22 protein-coding genes are annotated in these 22,554 nt (G+C 70.2%); 16 read left to right on the forward strand and 6 right to left on the reverse strand.

Annotated features, from left to right (window positions below; all coding sequences use genetic code 11):
- Positions 1-84 precede the first annotated feature (84 nt).
- Both Ato02nite_RS31025 and Ato02nite_RS31030 read right to left on the reverse strand, forming a co-directional pair.
- Positions 85-1,584, reverse strand: coding sequence for an arylsulfotransferase family protein (locus Ato02nite_RS31025; RefSeq protein ID WP_246607616.1), 1,500 nt, complete (start codon positions 1,582-1,584; stop codon positions 85-87).
- 30 nt (positions 1,585-1,614) lie between these two features.
- On the reverse strand, positions 1,615-2,790 hold the full coding sequence (locus Ato02nite_RS31030) for a glycosyltransferase family 4 protein (protein ID WP_213010214.1): 1,176 nt from the start codon (positions 2,788-2,790) through the stop codon (positions 1,615-1,617).
- A 25-nt stretch (positions 2,791-2,815) separates the two neighbouring features.
- Here Ato02nite_RS31030 and Ato02nite_RS31035 point away from each other — a divergent pair, with 25 nt between their 5' ends.
- Both Ato02nite_RS31035 and Ato02nite_RS31040 read left to right on the forward strand, forming a co-directional pair.
- Positions 2,816-3,718 carry an Fpg/Nei family DNA glycosylase gene (locus Ato02nite_RS31035; protein ID WP_213010215.1) on the forward strand — a complete coding sequence of 301 codons (903 nt, stop codon included), beginning with the start codon at positions 2,816-2,818 and terminating at the stop codon, positions 3,716-3,718.
- 159 nt (positions 3,719-3,877) lie between these two features.
- The gene (locus Ato02nite_RS31040; protein ID WP_213010216.1) at positions 3,878-5,467 is read left to right on the forward strand and encodes a sugar transferase; all 1,590 of its coding nucleotides are present in this window, start codon (positions 3,878-3,880) and stop codon (positions 5,465-5,467) included.
- On the opposite strand, the gene Ato02nite_RS31045 is transcribed toward Ato02nite_RS31040, so the two are convergent.
- Positions 5,396-6,322 carry an SDR family NAD(P)-dependent oxidoreductase gene (locus tag Ato02nite_RS31045; protein ID WP_213010217.1) on the reverse strand — a complete coding sequence of 309 codons (927 nt, stop codon included), beginning with the start codon at positions 6,320-6,322 and terminating at the stop codon, positions 5,396-5,398. The two genes, Ato02nite_RS31040 and Ato02nite_RS31045, sit on opposite strands and share 72 nt — an antisense overlap.
- Positions 6,323-6,408: 86 nt before the next feature.
- Here Ato02nite_RS31045 and Ato02nite_RS31050 point away from each other — a divergent pair, with 86 nt between their 5' ends.
- Complete coding sequence (locus Ato02nite_RS31050) at positions 6,409-6,915, forward strand: TetR/AcrR family transcriptional regulator (RefSeq protein WP_213010218.1); 507 nt, start codon at positions 6,409-6,411, stop codon at positions 6,913-6,915.
- Here Ato02nite_RS31050 and Ato02nite_RS31055 read toward each other — a convergent pair.
- Positions 6,906-7,793 carry an alpha/beta hydrolase family protein gene (locus tag Ato02nite_RS31055; RefSeq protein ID WP_213010219.1) on the reverse strand — a complete coding sequence of 296 codons (888 nt, stop codon included), beginning with the start codon at positions 7,791-7,793 and terminating at the stop codon, positions 6,906-6,908. The genes Ato02nite_RS31050 and Ato02nite_RS31055 overlap by 10 nt on opposite strands.
- Positions 7,794-7,939: 146 nt before the next feature.
- Between Ato02nite_RS31055 and Ato02nite_RS31060 the strand changes: the two genes are divergently transcribed.
- The 10 genes from Ato02nite_RS31060 (at position 7,940) to Ato02nite_RS31105 (ending at position 18,912) form a co-directional block, all read left to right on the forward strand.
- Positions 7,940-9,133: a sensor histidine kinase gene (locus Ato02nite_RS31060; protein WP_213010220.1), complete on the forward strand. Its 1,194-nt coding sequence runs from the start codon at positions 7,940-7,942 to the stop codon at positions 9,131-9,133.
- Positions 9,130-9,873 (forward strand): LytR/AlgR family response regulator transcription factor, encoded by a 744-nt coding sequence (locus Ato02nite_RS31065; RefSeq protein WP_213010221.1) that lies wholly within the window; start codon positions 9,130-9,132, stop codon positions 9,871-9,873. Before Ato02nite_RS31060 ends, Ato02nite_RS31065 begins: the two co-directional genes overlap by 4 nt.
- Positions 9,874-10,083: 210 nt before the next feature.
- A complete protein-coding gene (locus Ato02nite_RS31070; RefSeq protein ID WP_281419840.1) occupies positions 10,084-10,764 on the forward strand; it encodes a response regulator transcription factor in 681 nt (226 codons plus the stop codon).
- The gene (locus Ato02nite_RS31075; protein WP_213010223.1) at positions 10,761-11,774 is read left to right on the forward strand and encodes a HAMP domain-containing sensor histidine kinase; all 1,014 of its coding nucleotides are present in this window, start codon (positions 10,761-10,763) and stop codon (positions 11,772-11,774) included. The genes Ato02nite_RS31070 and Ato02nite_RS31075 overlap by 4 nt, the downstream gene beginning before the upstream one ends.
- A 518-nt stretch (positions 11,775-12,292) precedes the next feature.
- Positions 12,293-13,702, forward strand: a complete 1,410-nt coding sequence (locus tag Ato02nite_RS31080; protein WP_246607618.1) for a DUF4153 domain-containing protein — start codon at positions 12,293-12,295, stop codon at positions 13,700-13,702.
- A 30-nt stretch (positions 13,703-13,732) separates the two neighbouring features.
- Entirely contained in the window at positions 13,733-14,116 is a 384-nt protein-coding gene (locus tag Ato02nite_RS31085) for a DUF485 domain-containing protein (protein ID WP_213010225.1), read from the forward strand.
- On the forward strand, positions 14,113-15,735 hold the full coding sequence (locus tag Ato02nite_RS31090; RefSeq protein ID WP_213010226.1) for a sodium/solute symporter: 1,623 nt from the start codon (positions 14,113-14,115) through the stop codon (positions 15,733-15,735). Before Ato02nite_RS31085 ends, Ato02nite_RS31090 begins: the two co-directional genes overlap by 4 nt.
- Positions 15,736-15,817: 82 nt before the next feature.
- Positions 15,818-16,510, forward strand: coding sequence for an SCO2207 family protein (locus Ato02nite_RS31095; RefSeq protein ID WP_246607619.1), 693 nt, complete (start codon positions 15,818-15,820; stop codon positions 16,508-16,510).
- Between the two features lie 33 nt (positions 16,511-16,543).
- Positions 16,544-17,323, forward strand: coding sequence for an ABC transporter ATP-binding protein (locus tag Ato02nite_RS31100; RefSeq protein ID WP_213010227.1), 780 nt, complete (start codon positions 16,544-16,546; stop codon positions 17,321-17,323).
- A complete protein-coding gene (locus Ato02nite_RS31105) occupies positions 17,320-18,912 on the forward strand; it encodes an ABC transporter permease (RefSeq protein WP_213010228.1) in 1,593 nt (530 codons plus the stop codon). The genes Ato02nite_RS31100 and Ato02nite_RS31105 overlap by 4 nt, the downstream gene beginning before the upstream one ends.
- 146 nt (positions 18,913-19,058) lie before the next feature.
- On the opposite strand, the gene Ato02nite_RS31110 is transcribed toward Ato02nite_RS31105, so the two are convergent.
- Both Ato02nite_RS31110 and Ato02nite_RS31115 read right to left on the reverse strand, forming a co-directional pair.
- On the reverse strand, positions 19,059-19,406 hold the full coding sequence (locus Ato02nite_RS31110; protein ID WP_213010229.1) for a VOC family protein: 348 nt from the start codon (positions 19,404-19,406) through the stop codon (positions 19,059-19,061).
- A 113-nt stretch (positions 19,407-19,519) separates the two neighbouring features.
- Entirely contained in the window at positions 19,520-19,747 is a 228-nt protein-coding gene (locus Ato02nite_RS31115; RefSeq protein ID WP_213010230.1) for a hypothetical protein, read from the reverse strand.
- Between the two features lie 141 nt (positions 19,748-19,888).
- On the opposite strand from Ato02nite_RS31115, the gene Ato02nite_RS31120 reads away from it, so the two are divergent.
- The 3 genes from Ato02nite_RS31120 to Ato02nite_RS31130 all read left to right on the forward strand — a co-directional run bounded on the left by Ato02nite_RS31120 (position 19,889) and on the right by Ato02nite_RS31130 (position 22,533).
- Positions 19,889-20,374 carry a flavin reductase family protein gene (locus tag Ato02nite_RS31120; RefSeq protein WP_246607623.1) on the forward strand — a complete coding sequence of 162 codons (486 nt, stop codon included), beginning with the start codon at positions 19,889-19,891 and terminating at the stop codon, positions 20,372-20,374.
- Between the two features lie 120 nt (positions 20,375-20,494).
- On the forward strand, positions 20,495-20,857 hold the full coding sequence (locus Ato02nite_RS31125; RefSeq protein ID WP_213010232.1) for a DUF485 domain-containing protein: 363 nt from the start codon (positions 20,495-20,497) through the stop codon (positions 20,855-20,857).
- Entirely contained in the window at positions 20,857-22,533 is a 1,677-nt protein-coding gene (locus Ato02nite_RS31130) for a monocarboxylic acid transporter (RefSeq protein ID WP_213010241.1), read from the forward strand. Before Ato02nite_RS31125 ends, Ato02nite_RS31130 begins: the two co-directional genes overlap by 1 nt.
- The last annotated feature ends 21 nt before the right edge of the window (positions 22,534-22,554 follow it).

A 22,554-nucleotide genomic window follows, 5' to 3' on the forward strand; every position in this document is an offset into this window, starting at 1 on the left:
TGAGGACCGACCGCGACACACCACCAACGACCCGCGTTGCGCCCGCGAACCCGCCCGGACGGTCAGCGACGATCGATGATCGGCCTAGACCCGGACCGGGATTGCTGAGGAGGCGCCCAGCAGCTTGCCGGTGGCGTCGAGGGCCTCGGCTACGACGTACTCCGGAGTGCCGTGGATTGTCAGGGTGGTCTCGAAGCCGGACCGGGGTGCCTCGGTCGCGCCCGTCAGGGCGCCCGGCTGGGCGCCGGAGCGCGCCCGCCACCTGCTCACCTCGGTCGTGCCGTTCCAGCTTGCGCTGACGATCACGTTGCTGCCCTCTACTTGCAGGCCGAGGGCCGGCTGGTCGAGGGGCTCGCCGGTCCAGTCGACCTTGTAGGCGCGGTACGACTGGTTGTCGAGCGGGATGTGGCCGGCCAGGCGGACGCTGCCGTCGGCGTTGTGTTCGGTGAAGTAGGGCATCTGGCCCCAGCCGATGAACGAGCCGCCGTCGGCCAGCTCGCGGAAGTTGCCCTGGGTCGGCGCCGAGAGCTTGTCGGGGTGCAGGTATTCGGCGACGAACGCTGCCGTCTTCGCGGCCTCGTCGAGTTTGAGGACCAGGCCACGGGAGTAGTCGCGGACCTTCGTCACGCCGGCGCCGTTGTCGAAGACGCTGTAACTGCCGTCGCGGCGCTGGCGGAAGTCGTGCTGCCAGGCGAATTTTGCCTTCTCCTCGACGGTGAAGTCGGTCTTCTTGCCGCCCAGCCGCCAGATCACCTCGCCGGTCCGGCGGTCCAACTTGTACGCCGTCCAGGTGTGCCGGGACGAGATGATGATGTTGCCGTCGGCGGCCAGGCCGACCGAGTTGGCGTGGAAGTAGTCGTAGGGCAGGTGGGCCGAGTCGCCCTGGGGCAGCGGGGCGTAGGACTCGTCCAGGCCGACGTGGTCACTGGCCCGCCACTCGAAGAGCTTCTTGCCGGTGGCGATGTCGACCTCCTGGATGACCCCGTCGTGCAGGACGCCGTCGGTCGGGCCGCCCACCGGGCTCAGGTCGTACGGGATCGGGGCGTAGACCCAGAACAGCGCGGTGTTGCCGGAGGTGATGACGAAGTCGTGCTGGTCGGCCTGTTCGGTGCCGGCCGCGCGCACCCGGATGATCTCCCGGTACGAGCTGTCGGCGATCACGAACTCGCCCTGGCCGACGCCCTGCCCGCCGGTGCCGCCGATGGTGCCCTCCCACCAGGTCAGCACGCTCTTGTTCCGGTATCGCTGCACCTTGAAGTCGATCGCCACGGTGGCCGGGTCGGCCACCTTCCGGAACCAGACCGGCGAGCCCTTCTCGTCCACCATGAGCGGGCCCCACAGTCCGGTGCCGGAGGCCGGGGACAGGCAGATGAAGCCGCCGACCGTCCCGTTGGCGGCCGTCGTGATCGTGACGTCCGGCATGGTGCGCAGGTCGGGCCGGGAGCGGTATTTGGCGGGAGCCGCGGGGGTCTCGGCCGGAGGATCCACGGAACCGGGGGAGGCGATCGCATAGCCGACCCCGCCGCCGGCCACCCCGACCAGCGCGGCACCACCCACGCCGAGCAGCAGGTTTCGTCGATTCACTCGGGCAGCATTCCCCGAAATGATCGCGCGCTACCTCGGCGTACGGTCAGAATTTGCTGTGATTTCCTGGTAGATGTCGACCAGCCGGGCGGTCAGCACGTCCGGATGGAATTCGCGCAGGTAGCGACTCCGGGCAAGCTTCGCGAGACCGGCGGCCTCGTCGCGGGCCACCGGCAGGGCGGCGGCCAGGGCCGCCGGATCGGGCTGGACCAGCCAGCCCGCTTCCTCCCCGATCAGGTACGGCAGACCGCCCACCGCCGTGCCCAGGACCGGGCGACCGTCGGCCATCGCCTCCAGGATCACCGTCGGCAGCACGTCGTTCCAGGTCGGCACGGCCACCACGACCGCCGCCGCGCGCCGCTCCGCCGCCATCTGCGGGCGGTCGAGGATGCCCAGGTAGGTGACGTCCGAGCGCTCCGACGCGGCCTTCTCGGCGAGCGGGCGCAGCTCACCGTCGCCGGCGATCCGCAGCGGGCCCAGCGTGCCGTCCGGGTGCCGCTGCCAGGCGTCCAGCAGCAGCTCCAGGCCCTTCTCGGGGGAGAGCCGGCCGCCGTAGAGGAAGCCCTCGCCGAGCGGACCGGGCTCCCCGGGGTCGGGGTAGGCGTTCGGCTTCACCACGATGTGGTCGGCCGGGATGCCGTAGTCGCGCAGGTGGGCGGCGATCTGATCGGTGAGCGCGACGTATCTCTCCACGGACCGCCAGGTCGGCCGGTGCACGGCGAGGGTGGTGGCCATCAGGGCGCTCTGCGCGGCCGAACCGCGGTAGCACCGGTGCTTCACCGCCGGCCAGCCGACGATCTTTCCCCGGCAGTCCTGGCAGTTGTGGCCGTCCCGGAAATAGAGGCCGGACGAGCAGACCTGCCGGTAGTTGTGCACCGTCTGGATGACCGGCACGCCGTGGGCGTGCGCGGTGCGAATGACCCAGGGCGACAACAAGGGGTACGGGTTGTGCAGGTGCAGCACGTCGGGGCGCTCGTCGGCCAGCAGCTCGGCCAGGTCACGCTGGGCCGGGCCGCCGTAGATCGGGGAGATCGGCAGCAGCGCCTTCTGCACGGCCGGCAGCTCGCCGATCGAGTCGGAGCTGCGCTGGAACGGCAGTACTTCGACCCCGGCCGCTCGCAGCTGGGCGATCTCGGTGTCCACGATGACGTTCTCCCCGGAGGGGATGGCCTCGCGGTACCGGTTGTGCGCAACCACGACCTTCATGGTGAGAAACGCTACCGTTGTACCCGTGCCGGAACTTCCCGAGGTCGAGGCGCTCGCTGCCTACCTGCGCGAGCGGGCCGTCGGCCACACCGTGGAGCGCCTCGAGGTGTCCTCGTTCAGCGCGCTGAAGACCTACGACCCGCCCGCCTCCGCCGTCGCCGGGATGACCGTCCGCGCCGCCGGGCGGCACGGCAAATTCCTCGATATCGGGCTCTCCAACGGGGTTGCATTAGGTTTTCCGCCGCGGGAAGGCTCAGTTGACGACCTGCATCTGGTCGTGCACCTGGCCCGGGCCGGCTGGCTGCACTACCGCGACTCGTTCAAGTCGCCGGCGCCGCTCAAGCCGGGCAGCGGCCCGATCGCGCTGCGGATGCGGCTCGACGACGGCTCCGGTTTCGACCTGACCGAGGCCGGCACCCAGAAATCGCTGGCCGCCTACCTGGTGCGCGATCCGGCCGAGGTGCCCGGCGTGGCCCGGCTCGGCCCGGACGCTCTGGCCGTCTCGGAGGCCGAGTTCGCCGAGCGCATCCGGTCGCGCAACGGCCAGATCAAGGGTGTGCTGGTCGACCAGGAGGTGCTGGCCGGCATCGGTAACGCGTACTCCGACGAGATCCTGCACGTCGCCAAGATGTCGCCGTTCCAGCTGACCGGGAAGATCACCGACGAGCAGATGGCCGAGCTCTACCGGTCGATGCGCGAGGTGGAGACGGACGCGGTGGCCCGCTCGGTCGGGCAGAAGGCCGCCACGCTCAAGGGCGAGAAACGGGCCGGCCTGCGGGTGCACGCTCGTACCGGTCTTCCTTGCCCTGTTTGCGGGGACACGGTCCGTGAAGTTTCGTTCGCCGACAAGAGTCTGCAGTATTGCGCTACGTGCCAGACCGGCGGCAAACCGCTGGCCGACCGGCGCCTCTCCAAGCTGATTCGATAGCGCTCACTCGTCACGCTCCGTGCACAAGCCACTCGGTGCGGTACAGGGTGCGCAACGTCCGCTCCCTTCCACGCGTTCCATCGGTATAGTGGCCCGGTCCCAGGCAAGCCGCACGGGGTCGAAACCCGAGATCTCGTGGCGGTGCGTAATCTTTTCCGGATGCGGGAGGACGTAGGCGACGTGACTACCAGCCTGCATCGCCCGGTTACCGACAGCAGCCGGAGCAAACCCGTGCCGTACGACAGCTTCGAGTGGCAGCAGGATCAGCCGCCGAGCAACGGCGTACCCCGATCGGCCTGGAACCGGACGCACAAGCGCCTGTCCCGCTGGCACCGGCCGTACACGTTGGCCCTTGTCATTCTCGATCTTCTTGCGGTGTTGCTGGCCAGCTTCCTGGCGTCGACCCTGCTGGAGAAGTCCAAGTCCGGCTTCGCCGGGAAGAGCCTGTTGTTCCTGCACGACGCCGACCTGTTCTCGGTGTTCGCCTACGTCGTGCTGCCGCTCGGCTGGCTGATCCTGCTCTGGGCCAACGGCACCTACGACCGCCGCTACCTGGGTCTGGGCAGCGAGGAGTTCAAGCGGATCGTCCGCACCTCGGTCACCGTGGTGGCCGCCGTGTCGCTGCTCGCGTTCGCCACCAAGACCGGGCTGTCCCGCGGCACGGTCGCCATGGTGTCGGTGAGCGCTCTTCTCTTCCTGCTGTTCGACCGGGTCGCCGCCCGGCAGGTGCTGCACCTGACCCGCCGGCGCACCGGCCACGGCGCGCACCGGATGATCCTCGTCGGCACGCTGCCCGAGGCGCTCGAGGTCTACACGGCCGTCACCCGCTCGCCGGCGGCCGGCCTGATCCCGGTCGCGATCCACCTGACCGACGGCTACGCGGCGGCCCGCGGCATCGAGACCCCGGTCCCGGTCTACGCGACCCGGGACCTGCTGTCGCTGGTGCGCGAGGTGGGTGCGGACACGATCGCGGTCTGCGGCTCGGCCAGCGCCGAGCCGGGCGAACTGCGCCGGCTGGCCTGGCAACTGGAGGGCACCGGCGTCGACCTGGTGGTCGCGCCGCAGCTCACCGACATCGCCGGCCCCCGGGTGCACATCCGCCCGATCGAGGGCCTGCCGCTGCTGCACGTCGAGGAACCGACCCTCTCCGGCCCCGGCTGGCTGGCGAAGAACCTGCTCGACCGGGTGGCGGCCGGTCTCGGCCTGCTCGTGCTCAGCCCGTTTCTGGCGATCATCGCGCTCGGCATCAAGCTTTCCGACCCCGGCCCGGTCTTCTTCCGCCAGCCCCGGGTCGGCCACGAGGGCCGCACGTTCCGGGTGTGGAAGTTCCGCACGATGTACGTGGACGCCGAGGAACGCAAGGCCACGCTCGAGGAGCTCAACGAGTCCGACGGCATGATGTTCAAGATGAAGGTGGACCCGCGCATCTTCTCCTTCGGGCAGAAACTGCGGGCCACCTCGATGGACGAGCTCCCCCAGCTGATCAACGTGCTGAAGGGCGAGATGTCGCTGGTCGGCCCGCGCCCGCTGCCGGCCGACGACGGCGACTACCTGGGCGACGTGCGGCGCCGCCTGCTGGTCCGCCCCGGCATGACCGGCCTGTGGCAGGTGTCCGGCCGCTCCGACCTGTCCTGGGACGAAGCGGTCCGGCTCGACCTCTACTACGTCGACAACTGGTCACTCACCTACGACCTGGGCATCCTCTGGCGCACGATCTGGGTGGTCTTGAAGCGCAAGGGCGCTTACTGACCAAAGCCTTGCGGCTTTGGCGGGATCAAGAGCATAAGAAGCCACCCCACGGCGTACGCCTGGCGTGTGCGCAGGCGCTATCTGGCAGTCCTCGTAGTAGTGGCCGGTTGCGCCCTCTACCTGCGGGGACGCGGCCAGCAGCACCGAGGTGGCGGCGCCCTGCTCGATGGTCTTGATCGAGACGCCGGTGGCGCCGGCCGGGTCGAAACTGGCCGGCGGCGCGGGCATGTGCCGGCCCAGGTTGGTGCTCGCGATCCGGCCCGGGTTCAGCGCGTTCACGGCGATGCCGTCGGGCGCCCAGCGCTTGGCCGCCTCGACCGCGAACAGCACGTTCGCCGTCTTCGACTGGCTGTAGGCGGCCCATGGATCGTACGGATGCCTCTCGAAATTGATGTCCTCGAAGAGGACTTCTCCGTTGATGTGCCCGACCGAGCTGACCACGACCACCCGCGCGTTGCCGGCCGCGGCCAAGGCGTCGTGCAGGCCCAGGGCGAGGGCGAAATGCCCGAGGTGATTGGTCGCGAACTGCAGCTCCCAGCCCTGCGGCGAGCGCATCTCCGGGGTCGCCATGATCCCGGCGTTGTTGACCAGGATGTGCAGCGGACCTTTCCAACTCTCGGTGAAGCGGCACACCGACGCGAGGTCGGCCAGGTCGAGCCGGGCGATCTCGCCGATGTGCGGCGCGGTCGCCGGGTCGCGGACCGCGAGGGTGACCTCGGCACCCGCGGCGGCCAGCACTCGCGCGGTTTCCCGGCCGATGCCGGAGGAGGCGCCGGTGACGATCGCCCGCTTGCCGGTGAGGTCGACGCCGGCGATGACGTCGGCCGCGGTGGAGGTCGCGCCGAAGGTGGTCATGGCTTGCTCCTTGCTATCGTCTAACCGGACCTCGGTCCGCTTAACTCGACTGTAAGCGGACCTCGGTCCGCTTACCAGGGAGCGCGATGAGAGCTGACGCACAGGAGAACCACGACCGGGTCCTGCGGGTGGCGGCGCAAGCCTTCGAACGGGACGGCACCGGCACCTCACTGAAGGCGATCGCGCGCGAGGCCGGCGTCGGCATCGGGACGGTCTATCGCCGCTTCCCCACCCGGGAGGCCCTGGTCGAGGCCGTCTACCGGCAGGAGGTCGACCGGCTCTGCGCGTCGGCGTCGTCCGGGACCCTGCGGGCCTGGATGGAGCGGTTCGTCGACTTCATGGCGACCAAGCGCGGCCTCGGCGAGACGCTGCGCGCGGCACTGACCTCGCCGGAGGAGAAACAGCAGACCCGGGATCAGTTGCGGTCGGCGATCGCCTCGCTGTTGGCGAGCGATCCGAGCGTACGGCCGGGAATCGATCCGAACGACCTGCTGATGTCCCTCGGCGGGATCACGTTGATCGCCGCCGAGGAACGTCAGCGCGAACTCGCGTCACGTTTGCTCGATCTGCTTACCGAGGGACTTCAGGAGTAGGGGCAGTTGCTGCGCCACTCCTGGATCGCGGTGCCGGACGGGTTGGGGCAGAGGAACTGGTCGTAGCGGGTGTCGTCGTCGATGAACCGCTTGAGCCAGGAGATGCTGTACTTCGCGATGGTCACGTTGGCCGACGTCGGCGCGCTGTGGGTGGCGTTGTTGAGCAGCAGGTACGCACGGTCCAGCGTGGTGGGCAGGCTGGTGTAGAAGGGCAGCGCGTGCGACGACGGCGGCGCGACGGTGTCGCTCTCGCCGGCGATGATCAGCGTGGGCGTGCGGACGCCCGACCAGGACTTGGTGCCGTGGTACGGCGCCATCGGCACGCTGGCCTTCAGGGTCGTCCGGGTCCGGGTGGCCGAGAGAGCGCCACCGCCACCCATCGAGTAACCCATGACGCCGAGCCGGGCCGCGTCGATGCGGCTCTTCACCGTGCTGGTCTTGGTGAGGTAATCGAGTGCGGCCAGCAGCTGCGTGCCGCGGGAGTCGGGCTGGTCGTAGACGCTGTTGGTGTCGATGATGAACACGACGAAGCCCTGTGACGCGATGCGCGGGCCGAGCCACGCGACCGCCGACTGCACGTTGGTGAAGCCCGGCACGATGGCGACCGCGCCGAAGGTTCCCGCGGTCGTGCTCGTCGGGTAATAGATGGTGCCCCCGCCGAAGCCGGTGACGCTGGACCGGGCCACCGTGAGCTTGGTGGTCGCGAAGTAGCCGGTGGTGGCTTCGATGCTGGCGGTGGTCGGTGCGGGGCCACGCTCGTACGGATTGGCGGCCAGAGCGGGAACGGTGGGTGCCGCCACGAACGCGAGGATCATGGCGAACAGGGCGATCAGGGCGTTACGGACGGCGGCCCTTTTTCGCCGGACGGATGTGGACATCTAGCTCTCCCCAGGGTGTGGGTGTTGCTGCGACCTCGCTGTATCGAGGTTCCTCGATGCTGTTAAAAATTGTTACCGCCTGGTAATCCCAATTGGCTCCCTGCCAACAAGTTATGGCCGTGTTTCCGGGCCATAACCTTTGCTGCGTGACGGGACAGGTAGGGAGCGCTCTCGCGGTCGTCGCGGTGATCGCCGCACTGGCCGCCGCGGTGGCCGCCGTGGTGCGGCTGCGGGCTCGCCGAGGCATCGCCACCGCCATGCAGCGGGCCACCTACGACGTCCTGCACACCGCCGCCCTCGCGGCCGAACCGCTGCGCGGCGGGCTCACTCCGGCCAGCGCCGGCAAGGCGGCCCGGCACCTGCGCGCCCTGGTCGGTGCGGTCGGCCTGGCCGTCGACGACGGCGAGCACTGCCTGGCCTTCGACGGGCGCGGCAGCCACCACCGCGAGCAGTTCACCGCCGCCGCCCAGCGCGCCCTGACCACCCACCGCTCGGTGGTGCTGGCCGCCGCCGACCTGCCCTGCGACCGGGTCGACTGCGTGGTCCGCGGTGCCGTGGTCGCGCCCCTGTCCGGTCCGGACGGCCGGGCCACCGCCGCCCTGGTCGCGGTGGCCGACGCCCAGCCCGCCCCCGGCCTGGTGCAGGCTACCGGCGAGGCCGCGCGCTGGGCCGGGTCGCAGATCGCGCTGGCCGAGCTCGACTCCTCCCGGGAACGGCTGGCCCGGGCCGAGGTGCGGGCGCTGCGGGCGCAGATCAGCCCGCACTTCATCTACAACGCGCTGACCGCGATCGCCTCGTTCGTGCGCACCGACCCGGAACGCGCCCGCGAGCTGATCCTGGAGTTCGCCGAGTTCACCCGATACTCGTTCCGGGCGCACGGCGACTTCACCACGCTCGCCGAGGAACTGCGCTCGATCGACCGCTATCTGACCATCGAACGCGCCCGCTTCGGCGACCGGCTCCAGGTACGCCTGCAGATCGCCCCCGAGGTGCTGCCGGTCGGCCTGCCCTTCCTGTGCCTGCAACCGCTGGTGGAGAACGCGGTGCGGCACGGCCTGTCCCGCAAGCCCGGCGTCGGTATGGTGAGCATCGAAGCTCGTGACGCGGGCGCCGAGTGCCACATCACGGTCGAGGACGACGGTGTCGGGATGGATCCGGCGGTGTTCGCCCCCGGCGGCTCGGAGAACGACGACGGCCAGCACGTCGGGCTCACCAATGTGGACGAGCGGTTGCGCTCGGTCTTCGGCGACCGCTTCGGTCTGGTGGTGGAGACCGCGCCCGGCGCGGGGACGAAGGTGAGCATGCGAGTGCCGAAATTCCATCCGGGGGTCCGCGCGTGACGCTGGTCGTGCTGGCCGTCGACGACGAGCCACCCGCCCTGGACGAGCTGGCCTATCTGCTCAACGCGGACGGGCGGGTCGCGCACGTGCACCGGGCCGGCGACGCGACCGAGGCGCTGCGGGTGCTCCGCGACACCGAGGTGGACGCGGTCTTCCTGGACATCCGGATGCCCGGCCTCGACGGCATGGAGCTGGCCCGCATCCTGCGCCGGTTCGCCCGGCCGCCGGCCATCGTCTTCGTGACGGCGTACGACGACGGCGCGGTGGACGCCTTCGACCTCGGGGTCACCGACTACGTCCGCAAGCCGGTGCGCGCCGAGCGACTCGGCGAGTCGCTGCGCCGAGTGGCCGGGTCCCGCCTGACTCCCACTCCCGCCCCGACGGCGCCCGGCGACGAGCCGGCCATCCCGGTCGAGCTGGCCGGCACCACCCGGATGCTGCCGCGCTCATCGGTGCGCTGGGTGGAGGCACAGGGCGACTACGCCCGGCTGCACACCTCGGACGCCTCCCACCTGGTCCGGGTCTCCCTCGCCACGCTGGCCGAACGCTGGGCGGACGCCGGTTTCGTGCGCATCCACCGGTCCTACCTCGTGCAGATCCGGCTGATCTCCGAGCTACGCCTGACCAACTCCGGCTACGTGGTGGCGGTCGACGGCGTGGAGCTACCGGTGAGCCGCCGGCACACCCGAGAGCTGAAAGACCGCCTGATCAGGGCCGCAAAGCACGACTGGACCCGCTGAATCCACACCTTTGTCCACAGCTCCACGGGGTTCTCCACAGAGTTATCCACAGGCACGCCATCTCCACAGTTTGTTCACAAGCTCACCGCCGCCTCTGCACGGGTGATCAATAAGCTCCCCATCGCAAGCCCGGCCGGTCAGGCAGGGGGGCTGACCGGCCGGGCTTGCGCATACTCGGTTAGATCGCGGGCAGGGGTGGAGGTGGCATCGGTGGAGAAAAGGGTGCTCGTCGTCGAGGACGAGCGGACCATCGCCGACGCCGTCGCGGCCCGGCTGCGGGCCGAGGGCTTCACCGTCGAGGTCGCCGGCGACGGGCCGGGCGCGGTGGCCGCGGCCCGGCGCACCCCGCCCGACGCGATCGTGCTCGACGTGATGCTGCCCGGCTTCGACGGCCTCGAGGTGTGCCGGCGCATCCAGGCCGAGCGGCCGGTGCCGATCCTCATGCTGACCGCCCGCGACGACGAGACCGACCTGCTGGTCGGGCTCGCGGTCGGCGCCGACGACTACATGGTCAAACCGTTCTCGATGCGCGAGCTGGCCGCCCGGGTGCACGCGCTGCTGCGCCGGGCCGCCAAGGGTGCCTCGGTCCCGGCCGGGCCGCCGACCCTGCGCTTCGGCGACCTGGAGATCAACCAGGCCGAGCGGCGGGTCCTGCGCTCCGGCGTCGAGGCGCACCTGACGCCGACCGAGTTCGACCTGCTGGTGCACCTGGCCGCGCATCCGCGCACGGTGCTGCCCCGCGAACGACTGCTGGCCGACGTGTGGGGCTGGGCGGACGCCTCCGGCACCCGCACCGTCGACAGCCACATCAAGGGGCTGCGCCGCAAGCTCGGTTGGGATCTCATCCGTACGGTCCATGGGGTCGGTTATGCCCTAGAGGTCGAACGATGAGAAGCCTGCCGCGGCCGCTCGACCCGGTCCGGTCCATCAAAATCAAGATCGGGCTGATCCTGATCGGCGCCGGAGCGGCCGGCATGACCTGGTTCTCGTTGTGGCTCGGCTGGTTCCCGCTCTGGACCTCGGTCACCGCGATCATCGTCGCCCTGACCACACTCCAGTTCCTGGCCCACGGCATGACGTCGCCGCTGCGCGAGATGACCGCCGCGGCCCGGCGGATGGCGCAGGGCGACTACAACTGGCGGGTCCGGGCCACCTCCCGCGACGAGGTGGGCCAGCTGGCCGAGGCGTTCAACCAGATGGCCGCCGACCTGGCGGCGGCAGACCGGCAGCGGCGCGAGCTGATCGCCAACGTCTCGCACGAATTGCGTACGCCGATCACCGCGCTCCACGGACTCCTGGAGAACATCGTCGACGGCGTCGCCGAGGCCGAACCGGCGATGATGCAGACCGCCCTGGCCCAGACCGAACGTCTCGGCCGCCTGGTCGCCGAGCTGCTCGACCTGTCCCGGGTGGACGCCGGCGTGGTGGCGCTCGCCCGCGCCCCGATCAACGTGCCCGACTTCCTCGACGACGTGGTCGCGGAAGCCCGGGTGAACGCGGCCGGCGCCGGCCGCGACGTCCACTTCGAGATCGTCGCCCCGCACGTGGTGGTGCCGGGCGACCGGGGACGACTGCACCAGGTCTTCGCCAACCTGCTCGACAACGCGGCCCGGCACAGCCCACCCGGCGGCACCGTGCTGGTCCGGGCCGAACGCCGCGACGACCACCTGCTGGTCGCCGTCGCCGACGAGGGCGCCGGCATCCCGCCGGGCGAACGCGACCGGGTTTTCGAACGCTTCACCCGGGGAGAACGACCAACCGGCGGCGGTACGGGCTTGGGCCTGGCCATCGCCCGCTGGGTCGTCCAGTTGCACCGGGGCACCATCGCCGTGGTCGAACCCGACCAGGACCGCAGCGGCTGCCACATCCACGTGACGCTCCCGCTGCAGGCCCCCGCCTGACCTGAACCACTTTCCCCGCGGCCCGGTCTCCCCGGGCCATCCGATGCTGCCCACCCACCGGAGGTTTCACCATGCCCGAAAACCCGGACCGCCCCGAAAAGCGCCCGACCGATCCGACCTGGTTCAACCAGCCGTCCACCCCTGCAGTCCAGCCACCTCCCACGAACCGACCCGCCGGACCACCGAACGTTGGGCCAACTAACGTTAGTGATCCTAACGTTAGCGACCCTAACGTTGGTCGGCCTAACGTTGGCGGCCCGAACGTTGGTGGCCCTAACGTTGGTGGCCCTAACGTTGGCGGCCCGAACGTTGGCGGCCCTAACGTTGGCGGCCCGAACGTTGGGGCCTCGGCGAGAGGTGGCCTCCTCACCGCTCCGCCGCGCACGCAACCGCCACCCGGCTGGCCGCGTGAGGCGCTGCACGGCCCCTGGCAGTCCATCTCGCCCTGGGCGCGGCACTGGCCCGGCGCCGCGCGACCGGCCGGCCCCGCCACCGTCATCGCGGTCGCCGTAGCCGCCGTGATCGCGGCGATCAGCCTCCCGCTCGATCGGGCCGGTGTGGGCTGGCTGGTCACCGCAGTCGCCGGAACCGTGGCGCTGATGGTGAGCGCGATCGTGCCCGCCCGGCCCCTGCCGACCACCCCGGAACCGCTGGTCAAGCGCCCCGCTGCAAAGCCGCGACCGGACCGCTACGGCTGGGCCGCCGCGACCGTGGCCCTGCTCGCCGTGGGCACGTTCCGCTCGGCCGGCTGGCTGTTCGCGCTCTGCCTGGTCATGGCCACGCTGACCGGTGCGCTCGCGCTGGCCGGCGGCGGCTCGATGCGGGCCATCGCGGCCGGCTTCACCATGCCGCCGATCGCCGCGTTCCGCTCGGTGCGCTGGCTCGGCACGGGCGCGGCCCGGCTGCGGGGGCGGGCCGAGGCGGCCGCCAACGTACGGGTCGCGGCCACCGTCGCCGTCTCGATCGCCCTGCTCACCGTGTTCGGCGCGCTGTTCGCCTCGGCCGACGCCGCGTTCTCCGAGGCACTGTCCCACCTGGCGCCGGCCGTCAGCGCGCCCACCGTGGTCCGCTGGGTGTTCGTCTTCGTGGTGGCCGGGCTCGCGCTCGGCGGGGCCGCGTTCCTGCGGGCCGCGCCGCCCGACCTGACCGGGCTGGACGGCACCGAGGGCCGCAAGGTCGCCCGGTTCGAGTGGGCGGTGCCGCTCGGCCTGCTCGTGCTGCTGTTCGCGTGTTTCGTCGCGGTGCAGCTGGCGGTGCTGTTCGGCGGCAACCGGCACGTGCTGGAGACCGACGGGCTCACCTACGCCCAGTACGCCCGCGGCGGCTTCTGGCAGCTCTCCTTCGTCACCGCCCTCACCCTCGTGGTGCTGGCCGGCGCGGCCCGCTGGGCGCCCCGGGAGAAGCCGGCCGACCGATTGCTGCTGCGGATCGTGCTGGGCACCCTGGCCGGGCTCACCCTGATCATCGTCGGCTCGGCCCTGCACCGGATGAATCTGTACGCCGACACGTACGGCCTGACCCGGTTGCGCCTGCTGGTCGCCTGCTGTGAGGCGTGGTTCGGGCTGGTCCTGGTGCTCGTCCTGGTGGCCGGCCTGCGAATCCGGGCGCCCTGGCTGCCCCGGGTGGCGATCGCGGCCGGGGTGCTGGCCCTGCTCGGCCTGGCCGCCGCCAACCCGGACCGGCTGATCGCCGAGCACAACATCGAGCAGGCCCGCACCGTTGACGTCCGCTACCTGGGCACGTTGTCGCCCGACGCGGTGCCGGGGCTGGCCGATCTCGACCCGGCCCGACGCGACTGTCTGCTCGCCGAGTTCGCCAACCAGCTCCGGAGCAACCCGGACGACTGGCGCGGCTGGAACCTCGGGCGAGACGAGGCCCGCAAGATCATTGTCCGCGATCTATCCAGCTGGCCCACGCTCTGCCCTTGACATCGGAGTCAGGATCGCAAGACTCCGGTCATGGACGGCGACCAGGCGCAACGGCGTACCCGGGTGGTGCTCGGGGAGGTCGCCGCCCGGCGCCGTCCCACCGACCGCACCCACGCCGATCTCGCGGAGCAGACCCCGGTGGGTGAGGCGCTGGTGAAAGGCCTGGTCCGCGCCCAGCTCGCGCTCGCCCTGCGCCTCGCGCTGGTGGTGGTGACCGGGCTGGGCGCGTTGCCGCTGCTGTTCGCGGCCGCGCCCGGGGTCGGGTCGATGAAGGTGCTCGGGATCAACCTGCCGTGGATGCTGCTCGGGGTGTTGTCGTTCCCGTTCCTGGTCGGGGTCGGGTGGGCCTACGTGCGCTGGGCGGAACGCAACGAGCAGGACTTCATCGCGCTGATCCGGAAGCCGGAGCAGTGAACCCGTACCTCGTCCCGGGCCTGATCGCGGTGGTCCTGGTGACCGTCGGCATCGGCGCGTACGGGTTGCGGTTCGCCCGCACCACGTCCGACTTCCTGGTGGCCTCCCGCTCGGTGAGCCCGTCCTGGAACGCGGCCGCGATCAGCGGCGAATACCTGTCGGCCGCCTCGTTCCTGGGGGTGGCCGGGCTCGTCCTGCGGTACGGCGTCGACGTGCTCTGGTACCCGGTCGGGTTCGCGGCCGGTTACCTCGCGCTGCTGCTGTTCGTGGCGGCCCCCCTGCGCCGGTCGGGGGCCTTCACACTGCCCGACTTCTGCCAGGTCCGGCTGCGGTCGAAGCTGCTGCGCCGGCTGGCCAGCGTGTTCGTGTTGTTCATCGGCTGCCTCTACCTGGTGCCGCAGCTCCAGGGGGCGGGGCTGACCTTCACGACGGTCACCGGTGGGTCGTACGCCTGGGGTGCGCTGTTGGTGGGGGTGGTGGTGACCGCGAACGTGGCGCTCGGCGGGATGCGGGCCATCACGTTCGTGCAGGCTTTTCAGTACTGGTTGAAGTTGACCGCTCTCGCCGTACCGGTGATCTTCCTGGCCCTGCAGTGGCAGTCGGATGGCCGTCCGCCGGTCACCCCGCCGGCCGGGGCCACGTTTCCGGCCGCGACCGCCGTGATGATCGAGCAGGACGCGGTGATCGACGGGCGCGAGGTCCACAAGGGAGAGGAACTGCACTTCGACGCGGGTGCCCCGGTGCCGCGGGTGAGCACGGTCGACGCCACTTTCGGGCCGGACTGGCTGCTGCCCGGCGGCGACATGACGCTCTTCGCCACCTATTCGCTGATATTGGCGACGTTTCTCGGGACGATGGGGTTGCCGCACGTGCTCGTGCGGTTCTACACCAATCCCGACGGCGCCTCGGCCCGGCGGACGACGCTCGTGGTGCTCGCGCTGGTCGGGCTGTTCTATCTGCTGCCTACGCTCTATGGCGTCCTCGGGCGGATCTACACACCCCAACTGCTGATGACCGGGCGTACGGACGCCGTCGTGCTCACGCTGCCGGAGGCGGCCCTGGGCGGCGGCCATGCCGGAAAGCTGCTCGGAGCCCTGGTCACCGCGGGTGCGCTGGCCGCGTTCCTGTCCACCTCGTCCGGGCTGCTCACCAGCGTGGCCGGGGTGGTGTTCACGGATGTGCTGCACGCGGGGCGTACCGGATCGGTGCGGGACTTCCGGGTGGCGACGGTGCTGGCCGCGTCCGTACCCATCGCTTTGTCGCTTTATGTCTCTAATATGGACGTTTCTCGGGTGGTGGGGTTGGCGTTCGCGGTCGCGGCCTCCAGCTTCTGCCCGCTGCTCGTGCTGGGCATCTGGTGGCGTGGGCTGACCGACTACGGCGCGGCGGCCGGCCTGCTGGTTGGCGGGGGCGCGGCGGTCGCGGCCGTGCTGATCACCGTGCTCGGGCCGCCGCTGAGCGGATGGCCGGCCCAGTTGATCGGCCAGCCGGCCGCCTGGACCGTGCCGCTCGCGTTCCTCGTCATGATCGTCGGCTCGCTGCTGACCAGCCGCCGCGTGCCGGCCGACGTCGGCGCGACCATGCTCCGGCTGCACGCACCGGAGTCGCTGCGCATTTAAGGATGTTTAAGGTTCGACTCCCATCCCCCGCTCGGGGCAGCCCCGTAGTTCACGGCAGCCACCGAACATAAGGAGCGGGTCGATGAAGCGTTACCGGCGCAGCGGGCAGATCAGTGGGCGTACCCGGAAGCTGATGATCGGCGGGATCGCCGTCGCGATCGCCGGTGGGGCGTTCGCGATCAGCACCGGGGTGAGCAGCGCCGGGGAGAACTGTGTCGGGCTCGACCAGGCGCTCCGGCAGAACCTTCAGTTCATCGCCGGCCAGCGGGCGGCTCCCGACGCGCTGTCCGACGCCCGGATCGCTAACCGCCAGGCGGTGGTCGACCTGATCAACCAGCGCCGCGCGGTGGCCGGCTGCACCGCGAACGTGGCGGCCGAGGTGCCCGGCGCGGCCGCCCCCGCCGCCCCCGCGACCAGGAAGCCCACCAAGCGCCCGACGACCAAGCCCCCGGCAGCGGCGACGACCGCACCGGCCGCGCCGCCGGCCGCCGGAAGTGCCGCCGGAAACGCCGCCGGGACCGGCGCCGGCGAGGTCGTCTGCAAGGGCAACACCGTCACGCTCTCCGGTGAGGCCGGCGCGCCCTTCGCGTCCAGCGGCACCTTCCCGATCGGCACCACGCTCAAGGTCACCAACCTGGACAACAACAAGAGCATCACCGTCAAGGTCGAGACCACGTCCGGCAGCTGCGTGCTGCTCAACAACGCCGCGTTCGAGCAGGTCCGTGAGCCCGGCAAGTTCCTCATCCGGCGTGCCGTCATCGAACGAGTGGGCTAGTCCGGGCTGGCCGCCTACCGCTACCTTCGGCTCATGACGGTGCCGAGGCAACGCACGGATGACCAGGTCGCCGCCATGTCACTGGGCGGCCTGGTCAAGCGGTTCGACACCAAGCTCGCGGTCGCCGGCGTCAGCCTCGAAGTCCCCGCCGGGTCCTTCTACGGCCTGCTCGGCCCCAACGGGGCCGGCAAAACCACCACGCTCTCCATGGCCGTCGGCCTCCTGCGCCCCGACGAGGGCCGGGCTCTCCTGCTTGGGTACGACGTTTGGGCCGATCCGACGGCGGCGAAAGCCCGGCTCGGCGTGCTGCCCGATGGCGTACGCCTTTTCGACCGGCTCACCGGGCCGGAGCTGCTCGGCTACCACGGCCTGCTGCGTGGCATGGATGCCGCCACCGTCGACCAGCGGGCCCGTGAGCTGCTCGAAGTCCTCGAGTTGGGGGCCGGCAACCGCACCCTGGTGGTTGATTACTCGGCCGGCATGAAGAAGAAGATCGGCCTGGCCTGCGCCCTCCTGCACGCACCGCGGCTGCTGGTGCTGGACGAGCCGTTCGAGGCGGTCGATCCGGTCTCGGCCGCCCTGATCCGCGACATCCTGCAGCGCTACGTCGCCGGTGGCGGCACGGTCGTCTTCTCCAGCCACGTGATGGAGATCGTCGAACGCCTCTGCGACCACGTCGCGATCATGTCGTCCGGCGTCCTGCGCATGCACGGCCCGCTCGACCAGGTGCGTGGCGACAAGTCGCTGGAGGAGGTCTTCGTCCAGGTGGTCGGCGGCCGGGTGGCCACCGGTTCCGAGCTGGCGTGGCTGTGACCGGGAAAGTCGGTGCGTGGCCGTTCGTACGCCTCAAGCTGCGCCTGACCGCGAACGGCCTGCGCGGCCGCTCCTCCCGGATCGCCCTGTTCGTCCTGGGCGCGTTGTTCGCCGGCTTCTTCGCGATCGTCGGCTATTCGTCGTTCGCCATCCCCGGCGTGGCCGACAGCCTCTTCGCCGCCGAGTCCGCTCTTCCCCTGGGCGGCGCCGCGCTGGTCCTCGGCTGGCTGTTCCTCCCACTGGTCTTCTTCGGCGTGGACGAGTCCCTCGATCCCGCCCGCTTCGCCCTGCTCCCGCTGCACCGCCGCACCCTGATCACCGGCCTGTTCGCCGCGGCCCTGGCCGGCCTGCCCGCGCTGGCCACCCTGGTCGCCAGCGCCGGAATGGTCGACACCGTGGCCCGGCTCGGCGGCCCCGCCGCGGCAGGCGTGCAGGCCGTCGGAATCCTGCTCGGCCTGCTCCTGTGTGTGGCCGTGAGCCGCGCGGTGACCAGCGCGTTCGCCACTGCCCTGCGGTCCCGCCGCTCCCGCGACCTGGCGGCGATCTCGCTGGCCCTGCTGGCCGCCGCGATCGGCCCACTGCAGTTGGCGGCCCTGGCCGGAGCCCAGCGCGCCGACTGGGACACGGTCGCGTCGGTGTCCCGAGTGGTGGCCTGGACGCCACTGGGTGCCCCGTACTCCATCGGTCTTGATGTGGCCGCCGGCCGCGCCTGGCAGGTCCCGCTGAAGTTGCTGATCTCCCTGGCGGCGATCGCCGCCCTGCTCTGGTGGTGGAGCCGGACGGTGGAGAGCGCGATGGTGGGCACCGCCGGCAGCAGCACCAACCGCACCTCGGCCAGCACACGTTCCCCGGTCGACCTGCTGCTGTTGCGCTGGGCCCCGAGAACCCGATTCGGCGCCCTGGTGTCCCGCGAGATCCGCTACTGGTGGCGCGACGCCAGACGCCGGGCCAACCTGATCACCTTCTCGATTGCGTCCCTGTTCCTGCCGATCTCCCTGGCCGTGAGCACGAGCTCGCCGGGCGGCACGACCATCTTCGTCGGCGTACTGGCCGCCCTGGCGCTGGCCAACCAGTTCGGCTTCGACGGCACGGCCTACGCCGCCAACATCACCACCGGCGTCCCCGGCCGAGTGGAGATCAACGCCCGAGCGGTGGCCCACGCGATCTACACGATCCCGATGCTGCTGGCGACGGCCACGCTGATCGCGGTGCTATCGGCCGACCCAGCCCGGTTGGCCGGCACGCTGGGCCTGCTGCTGGCGGCCTACGGCGTCGGCCTGGGCCTGGTACTCCCGCTCTCGATCAGAGCGGCGTACGCCCTACCCGACACCCCGAACCCGTTCGCGATGTCCTCGGGCGGCGGCGCGGCAAAGGGTTTCCTGACCCTGGCCGTCCTACTGGCGGGCGTGGTAGTCAGCCTCCCGCTGCAGCTGATAGCCCTGTTCACCGCTCCGGTCTGGCTCTGGATAGGCCTACCGGCCGGCATCGCCTACGGCGCGGCCGGCTACCTGATCGGCTCCGGCATAGCCGCCGACCAACTGGACAAGCGAATGCCCGAGCTACTGGCCGCCGTAACCCCGAACCGCTGAGCCCTCACGGCCGACAAGCGACGGCCTTTCCGGTGACCGCGACCTCGCTCGGCTCGACCTTGTTGATTTTCGGTACGGAGCGAGCAGCAGTTTCACAAGATCTGCGACCGGGGTGCGGGAACGGCGCTTGGCGTGGACTTGCACGTCTAGGCCGGGCGGGGGCCCTTGGTCAGGTCGAGGATGCAGATGGGGTTGGTGAAGGGGTCCTCGAGGATCGCGCACCAGCCCACCTCTATCTCGAATGGTGGGGTTCGGACCTTGCCCGGCCAGGTCGCGGCCGCCTCGCGGGCGTCGTCCACCAGGTAGTGGACGGTGCAGTCGGGTGGGAGGTGCAGGGTGTGCAGGACCAGTTCGGCGTCGGTTTCCGGGAAGCCCAGGCCCACCGAGGTCTCGTCTCGCCACAGCTCGTGCAGGCCCATCACGTCGGTGTAGAAGGTCGCGCCGGCGTTCAGGTCTGGCACTCGGAGCATCACGCAGTCGATTTTTCGGAGCACCGACCCTTCTTACCCGCCCGGCCGGATGGCCGGGGACGGCCTGGGGGCCCGCTGCGCTCGGGCCCCTCGGCGGGACGGCGATGCTGCGGTTGGGTACGGGGATGCCCGTACCTTTATGGTCGTTTTTGTAGGCCTTCTCGGCGGACGAAGATGACTCTTCGCTCGGTCGCGTCGCCGGCCGGGCCCAAGACGTAGCCGTCGATCCACAGCCAGCCGTCGTAGGTGATGCGGGGGTCGACGCGGATCACGCGGAAGGTCAGGGAGCGCTCGCCCTGGAACTGGACGCTGGCGGCACCGCCTACATACAGGACGTCGCCGGGCTGCGGCAACGCCTCAGCCATCCGTGTGACTCCCCATATGGGCCTGTACGTATGTGTGCATGGAGGGGATCAGGTTACACAAACAGTGTAAAAAGTTGTAACCGAAAGTGGCAGACGCACAATGATCTGGTGACCAGTGACGTGCCGGGCGGCCGGATTCATATGAGCGATCCCTTCGCCACGCCGGAGGAGGAGAAGTCGCCGGTTCGGCGGCTGCGCGGGCGGCTGGCCTCGCCGGTCACGCTCTGGACGGCGCCGGGGCCGGCCGGGCTCACCGTGTCGTCGATGCTCGTCGCGGACGGTGAGCCGGGACGGGTTCTGGGCCTCATCGACTCGGAGAGTGATCTCTGGGACGCGATCGAAACGTCCGAAATGTTTGCGGTGGCGCCGCTCGGGCCGGGTGAGCGGCAGTTGGCCGACCGATTTGCCGGGCTGATGCCGTCGCCGGGTGGGCTCTTCGTCGAGGGGGCCTGGCAACAGACCGCCTACGGGCCGGTGCGGGACGGGCTGTGGGCGGGGTGCCGCCTGGTCGGCAGCCGGCCCTGCGGGTGGGCACTGCTGGTCGAGGGCGTGATCGAAACGATCTCCACCGATGCGGCGGCCGCGCCGCTGATCCACTACCGCGGTCGATACCGCGAGCTGGGCTGAGCACCCACTCGGCGCAGTCAGACCACCACTCGGCGCAGGGTCCGACCGGGCTCTGCCGTGATGCCGCAGGTCTTCGTACGTTCCCGGAAAAGTCCGCCCCCACGAAGGTGGTGAATCCCGGTGACGACAGAAGTACCCGCCTCGTCCTCCACCGAGAGATATCGGGCCGTTCAGCAGTCCGAGGAATTTCAGCGTCTGCGCCGCAAGCTGCGCAACTTCATCTTCCCGATGACCGTCGCGTTCTTCCTCTGGTACCTGCTCTACGTCCTGCTCTCCGCATACGCCCGCGGTTTCATGGGCGCGAAGATCGTCGGCAACATCAACGTTGCCCTGGTCTTCGGCCTCTTGCAGTTCGTTTCGACGTTCCTGATCGCCTGGTACTACTCGCGCTACGCGAACCGCGAGCTCGACCCGATCGCCGATGAGATCAAGGCCAGGTTGGCCCGCGAAGACGCCGAGTCCGGCACCGGGAGCGCCGAGTGATGCAGAGCCACACCCTCGCCGCCGAGGCCACCACCTCCGGCTCCCGCGGACTCACCATCACGCTGTTCCTGTGCTTCGTGGCGATCACCCTGGCGATCACCATCTGGGCCAGCCGGCAGACGAAGACCGCCACCGACTTCTACGCCGGCGGCCGGCAGTTCACCGGCTTCCAGAACGGCATGGCGATCGGCGGCGACTACATGTCGGCGGCGTCCTTCCTGGGCATCGCCGGCCTGATCGCGCTGTACGGCTACGACGGCTTCCTCTACTCGATCGGCTTCCTGGTGGCCTGGCTGGTGGCTCTGCTGCTGGTCGCCGAGTTCCTGCGGAACTCGGGCCGCTACACGATGGCCGACGTGCTGGCCTTCCGGATGCGCCAGCGACCGGTACGGACCGCGGCCAGCGTGTCCACCATCGTGGTCTCGATCTTCTACCTGATCGCCCAGATGGTCGGCGCGGGTGCGCTGGTCTCGCTGCTGCTCGGGATCAAGCCCGGGCAGACGTTCCTGGGCATGGACGCGGACACCGCCAAGGTCGCCACGATCATCCTGGTCGGCGCCCTGATGATCGTCTACGTGGTGGTCGGCGGCATGAAGGGCACCACGTACGTGCAGATCGTCAAGGCGTTCATGCTGATGATCGGCGCCTTCGTGATGGTCCTGCTGGTGCTGGCGCACTACAAGTTCAACCTGTCCGCGCTGCTCGGTGACGCGGCGGAGCAGTCCGGCAAGGGATCCGCCTTCCTCGAACCAGGCCTGAGATACGGCGTGGAGACGGCGGGCGACGCGGCGAAGACCTTCTACAGCAAGATGGACCTGATCTCGCTGGGCATCGCGCTGGTGCTCGGCACGGCCGGTCTGCCGCACATCCTGACCCGCTTCTACACGGTGCCGACCAGCCGGATCGCGCGTAAGAGCGTGCTCTGGGCGATCGGCATCATCGGCACCTTCTACCTGTTCACCTTGGCCCTCGGCTTCGGCGCGGCGGCTCTGGTGGGCGGCAAGGCGATCACCGCGCAGGACAAGGCCGGCAACACCGCCGCGCCGCAGCTGGCCCAGGCGCTCGGCATCGACTACCTGGGTGGCAACACCGGCGGCTCGATCCTGCTGGCGATCATCGCGGCGGTCGCGTTCGCCACGATCCTCGCCGTGGTGGCCGGTCTGACGCTGGCGTCGTCGTCGAGCGTGGCGCACGACTTCTACGCCAGCGTGATCAAGCGGGGTGCCGCTTCCGAGCGGGACGAGGTCCGGGTCGCCCGGCTCTCCGCCCTGGTCATCGGCGCGGTCGCGATCGTGCTGTCGATCTTCGCGCAGAGCCTGAACGTGGCGTTCCTGGTGGCGCTGGCGTTCGCGGTGGCGGCGTCCGGCAACCTGCCGGCGATCCTCTACAGCCTGTTCTGGAAGAAGTTCAACACGTCCGGGGCGCTGTGGGCGATCTACGGCGGCCTGATCAGCGCCGTGGTGCTGGTCTTCTTCTCGCCGGTGGTCTCCGGCGCGGCGACGGCCATGTTCCCGAACGAGGACTGGCACTGGTTCCCGCTGAACAACCCGGGCATCATCTCGATCCCGATCGGGTTCCTGTGCGGCTGGATCGGCACGGTGATCTCGAAGGAGGACGACTCCGACAAGTACGCCGAACTCGAGGTCCGGTCCCTGACGGGGCACGGCGCTCACTGATGCGGCAGGGGGGAGTCACTC

It is taken from the genome of Paractinoplanes toevensis (assembly GCF_018332695.1).
GTDB lineage: Bacteria > Actinomycetota > Actinomycetes > Mycobacteriales > Micromonosporaceae > Actinoplanes > Actinoplanes toevensis.

What these genes read in the sequence shown, in the direction of transcription:
- Ato02nite_RS31030 (WP_213010214.1), bottom strand. Translation starts at nt 2,790, where the DNA reads ATGAAGGTCGTGGTTGCGCACAACCGGTACCGCGAGGCCATCCCCTCC.
- Ato02nite_RS31040 (WP_213010216.1), top strand. Translation starts at nt 3,878, where the DNA reads ATGCGGGAGGACGTAGGCGACGTGACTACCAGCCTGCATCGCCCGGTT.
- Ato02nite_RS31045 (WP_213010217.1), bottom strand. Translation starts at nt 6,322, where the DNA reads ATGACCACCTTCGGCGCGACCTCCACCGCGGCCGACGTCATCGCCGGC.
- Ato02nite_RS31050 (WP_213010218.1), top strand. Translation starts at nt 6,409, where the DNA reads ATGAGAGCTGACGCACAGGAGAACCACGACCGGGTCCTGCGGGTGGCG.
- Ato02nite_RS31055 (WP_213010219.1), bottom strand. Translation starts at nt 7,793, where the DNA reads ATGTCCACATCCGTCCGGCGAAAAAGGGCCGCCGTCCGTAACGCCCTG.
- Ato02nite_RS31075 (WP_213010223.1), top strand. Translation starts at nt 10,761, where the DNA reads ATGAGAAGCCTGCCGCGGCCGCTCGACCCGGTCCGGTCCATCAAAATC.
- Ato02nite_RS31085 (WP_213010225.1), top strand. Translation starts at nt 13,733, where the DNA reads ATGGACGGCGACCAGGCGCAACGGCGTACCCGGGTGGTGCTCGGGGAG.
- Ato02nite_RS31095 (WP_246607619.1), top strand. Translation starts at nt 15,818, where the DNA reads ATGAAGCGTTACCGGCGCAGCGGGCAGATCAGTGGGCGTACCCGGAAG.
- Ato02nite_RS31100 (WP_213010227.1), top strand. Translation starts at nt 16,544, where the DNA reads ATGACGGTGCCGAGGCAACGCACGGATGACCAGGTCGCCGCCATGTCA.
- Ato02nite_RS31115 (WP_213010230.1), bottom strand. Translation starts at nt 19,747, where the DNA reads ATGGCTGAGGCGTTGCCGCAGCCCGGCGACGTCCTGTATGTAGGCGGT.
- Ato02nite_RS31120 (WP_246607623.1), top strand. Translation starts at nt 19,889, where the DNA reads ATGAGCGATCCCTTCGCCACGCCGGAGGAGGAGAAGTCGCCGGTTCGG.
- Ato02nite_RS31130 (WP_213010241.1), top strand. Translation starts at nt 20,857, where the DNA reads ATGCAGAGCCACACCCTCGCCGCCGAGGCCACCACCTCCGGCTCCCGC.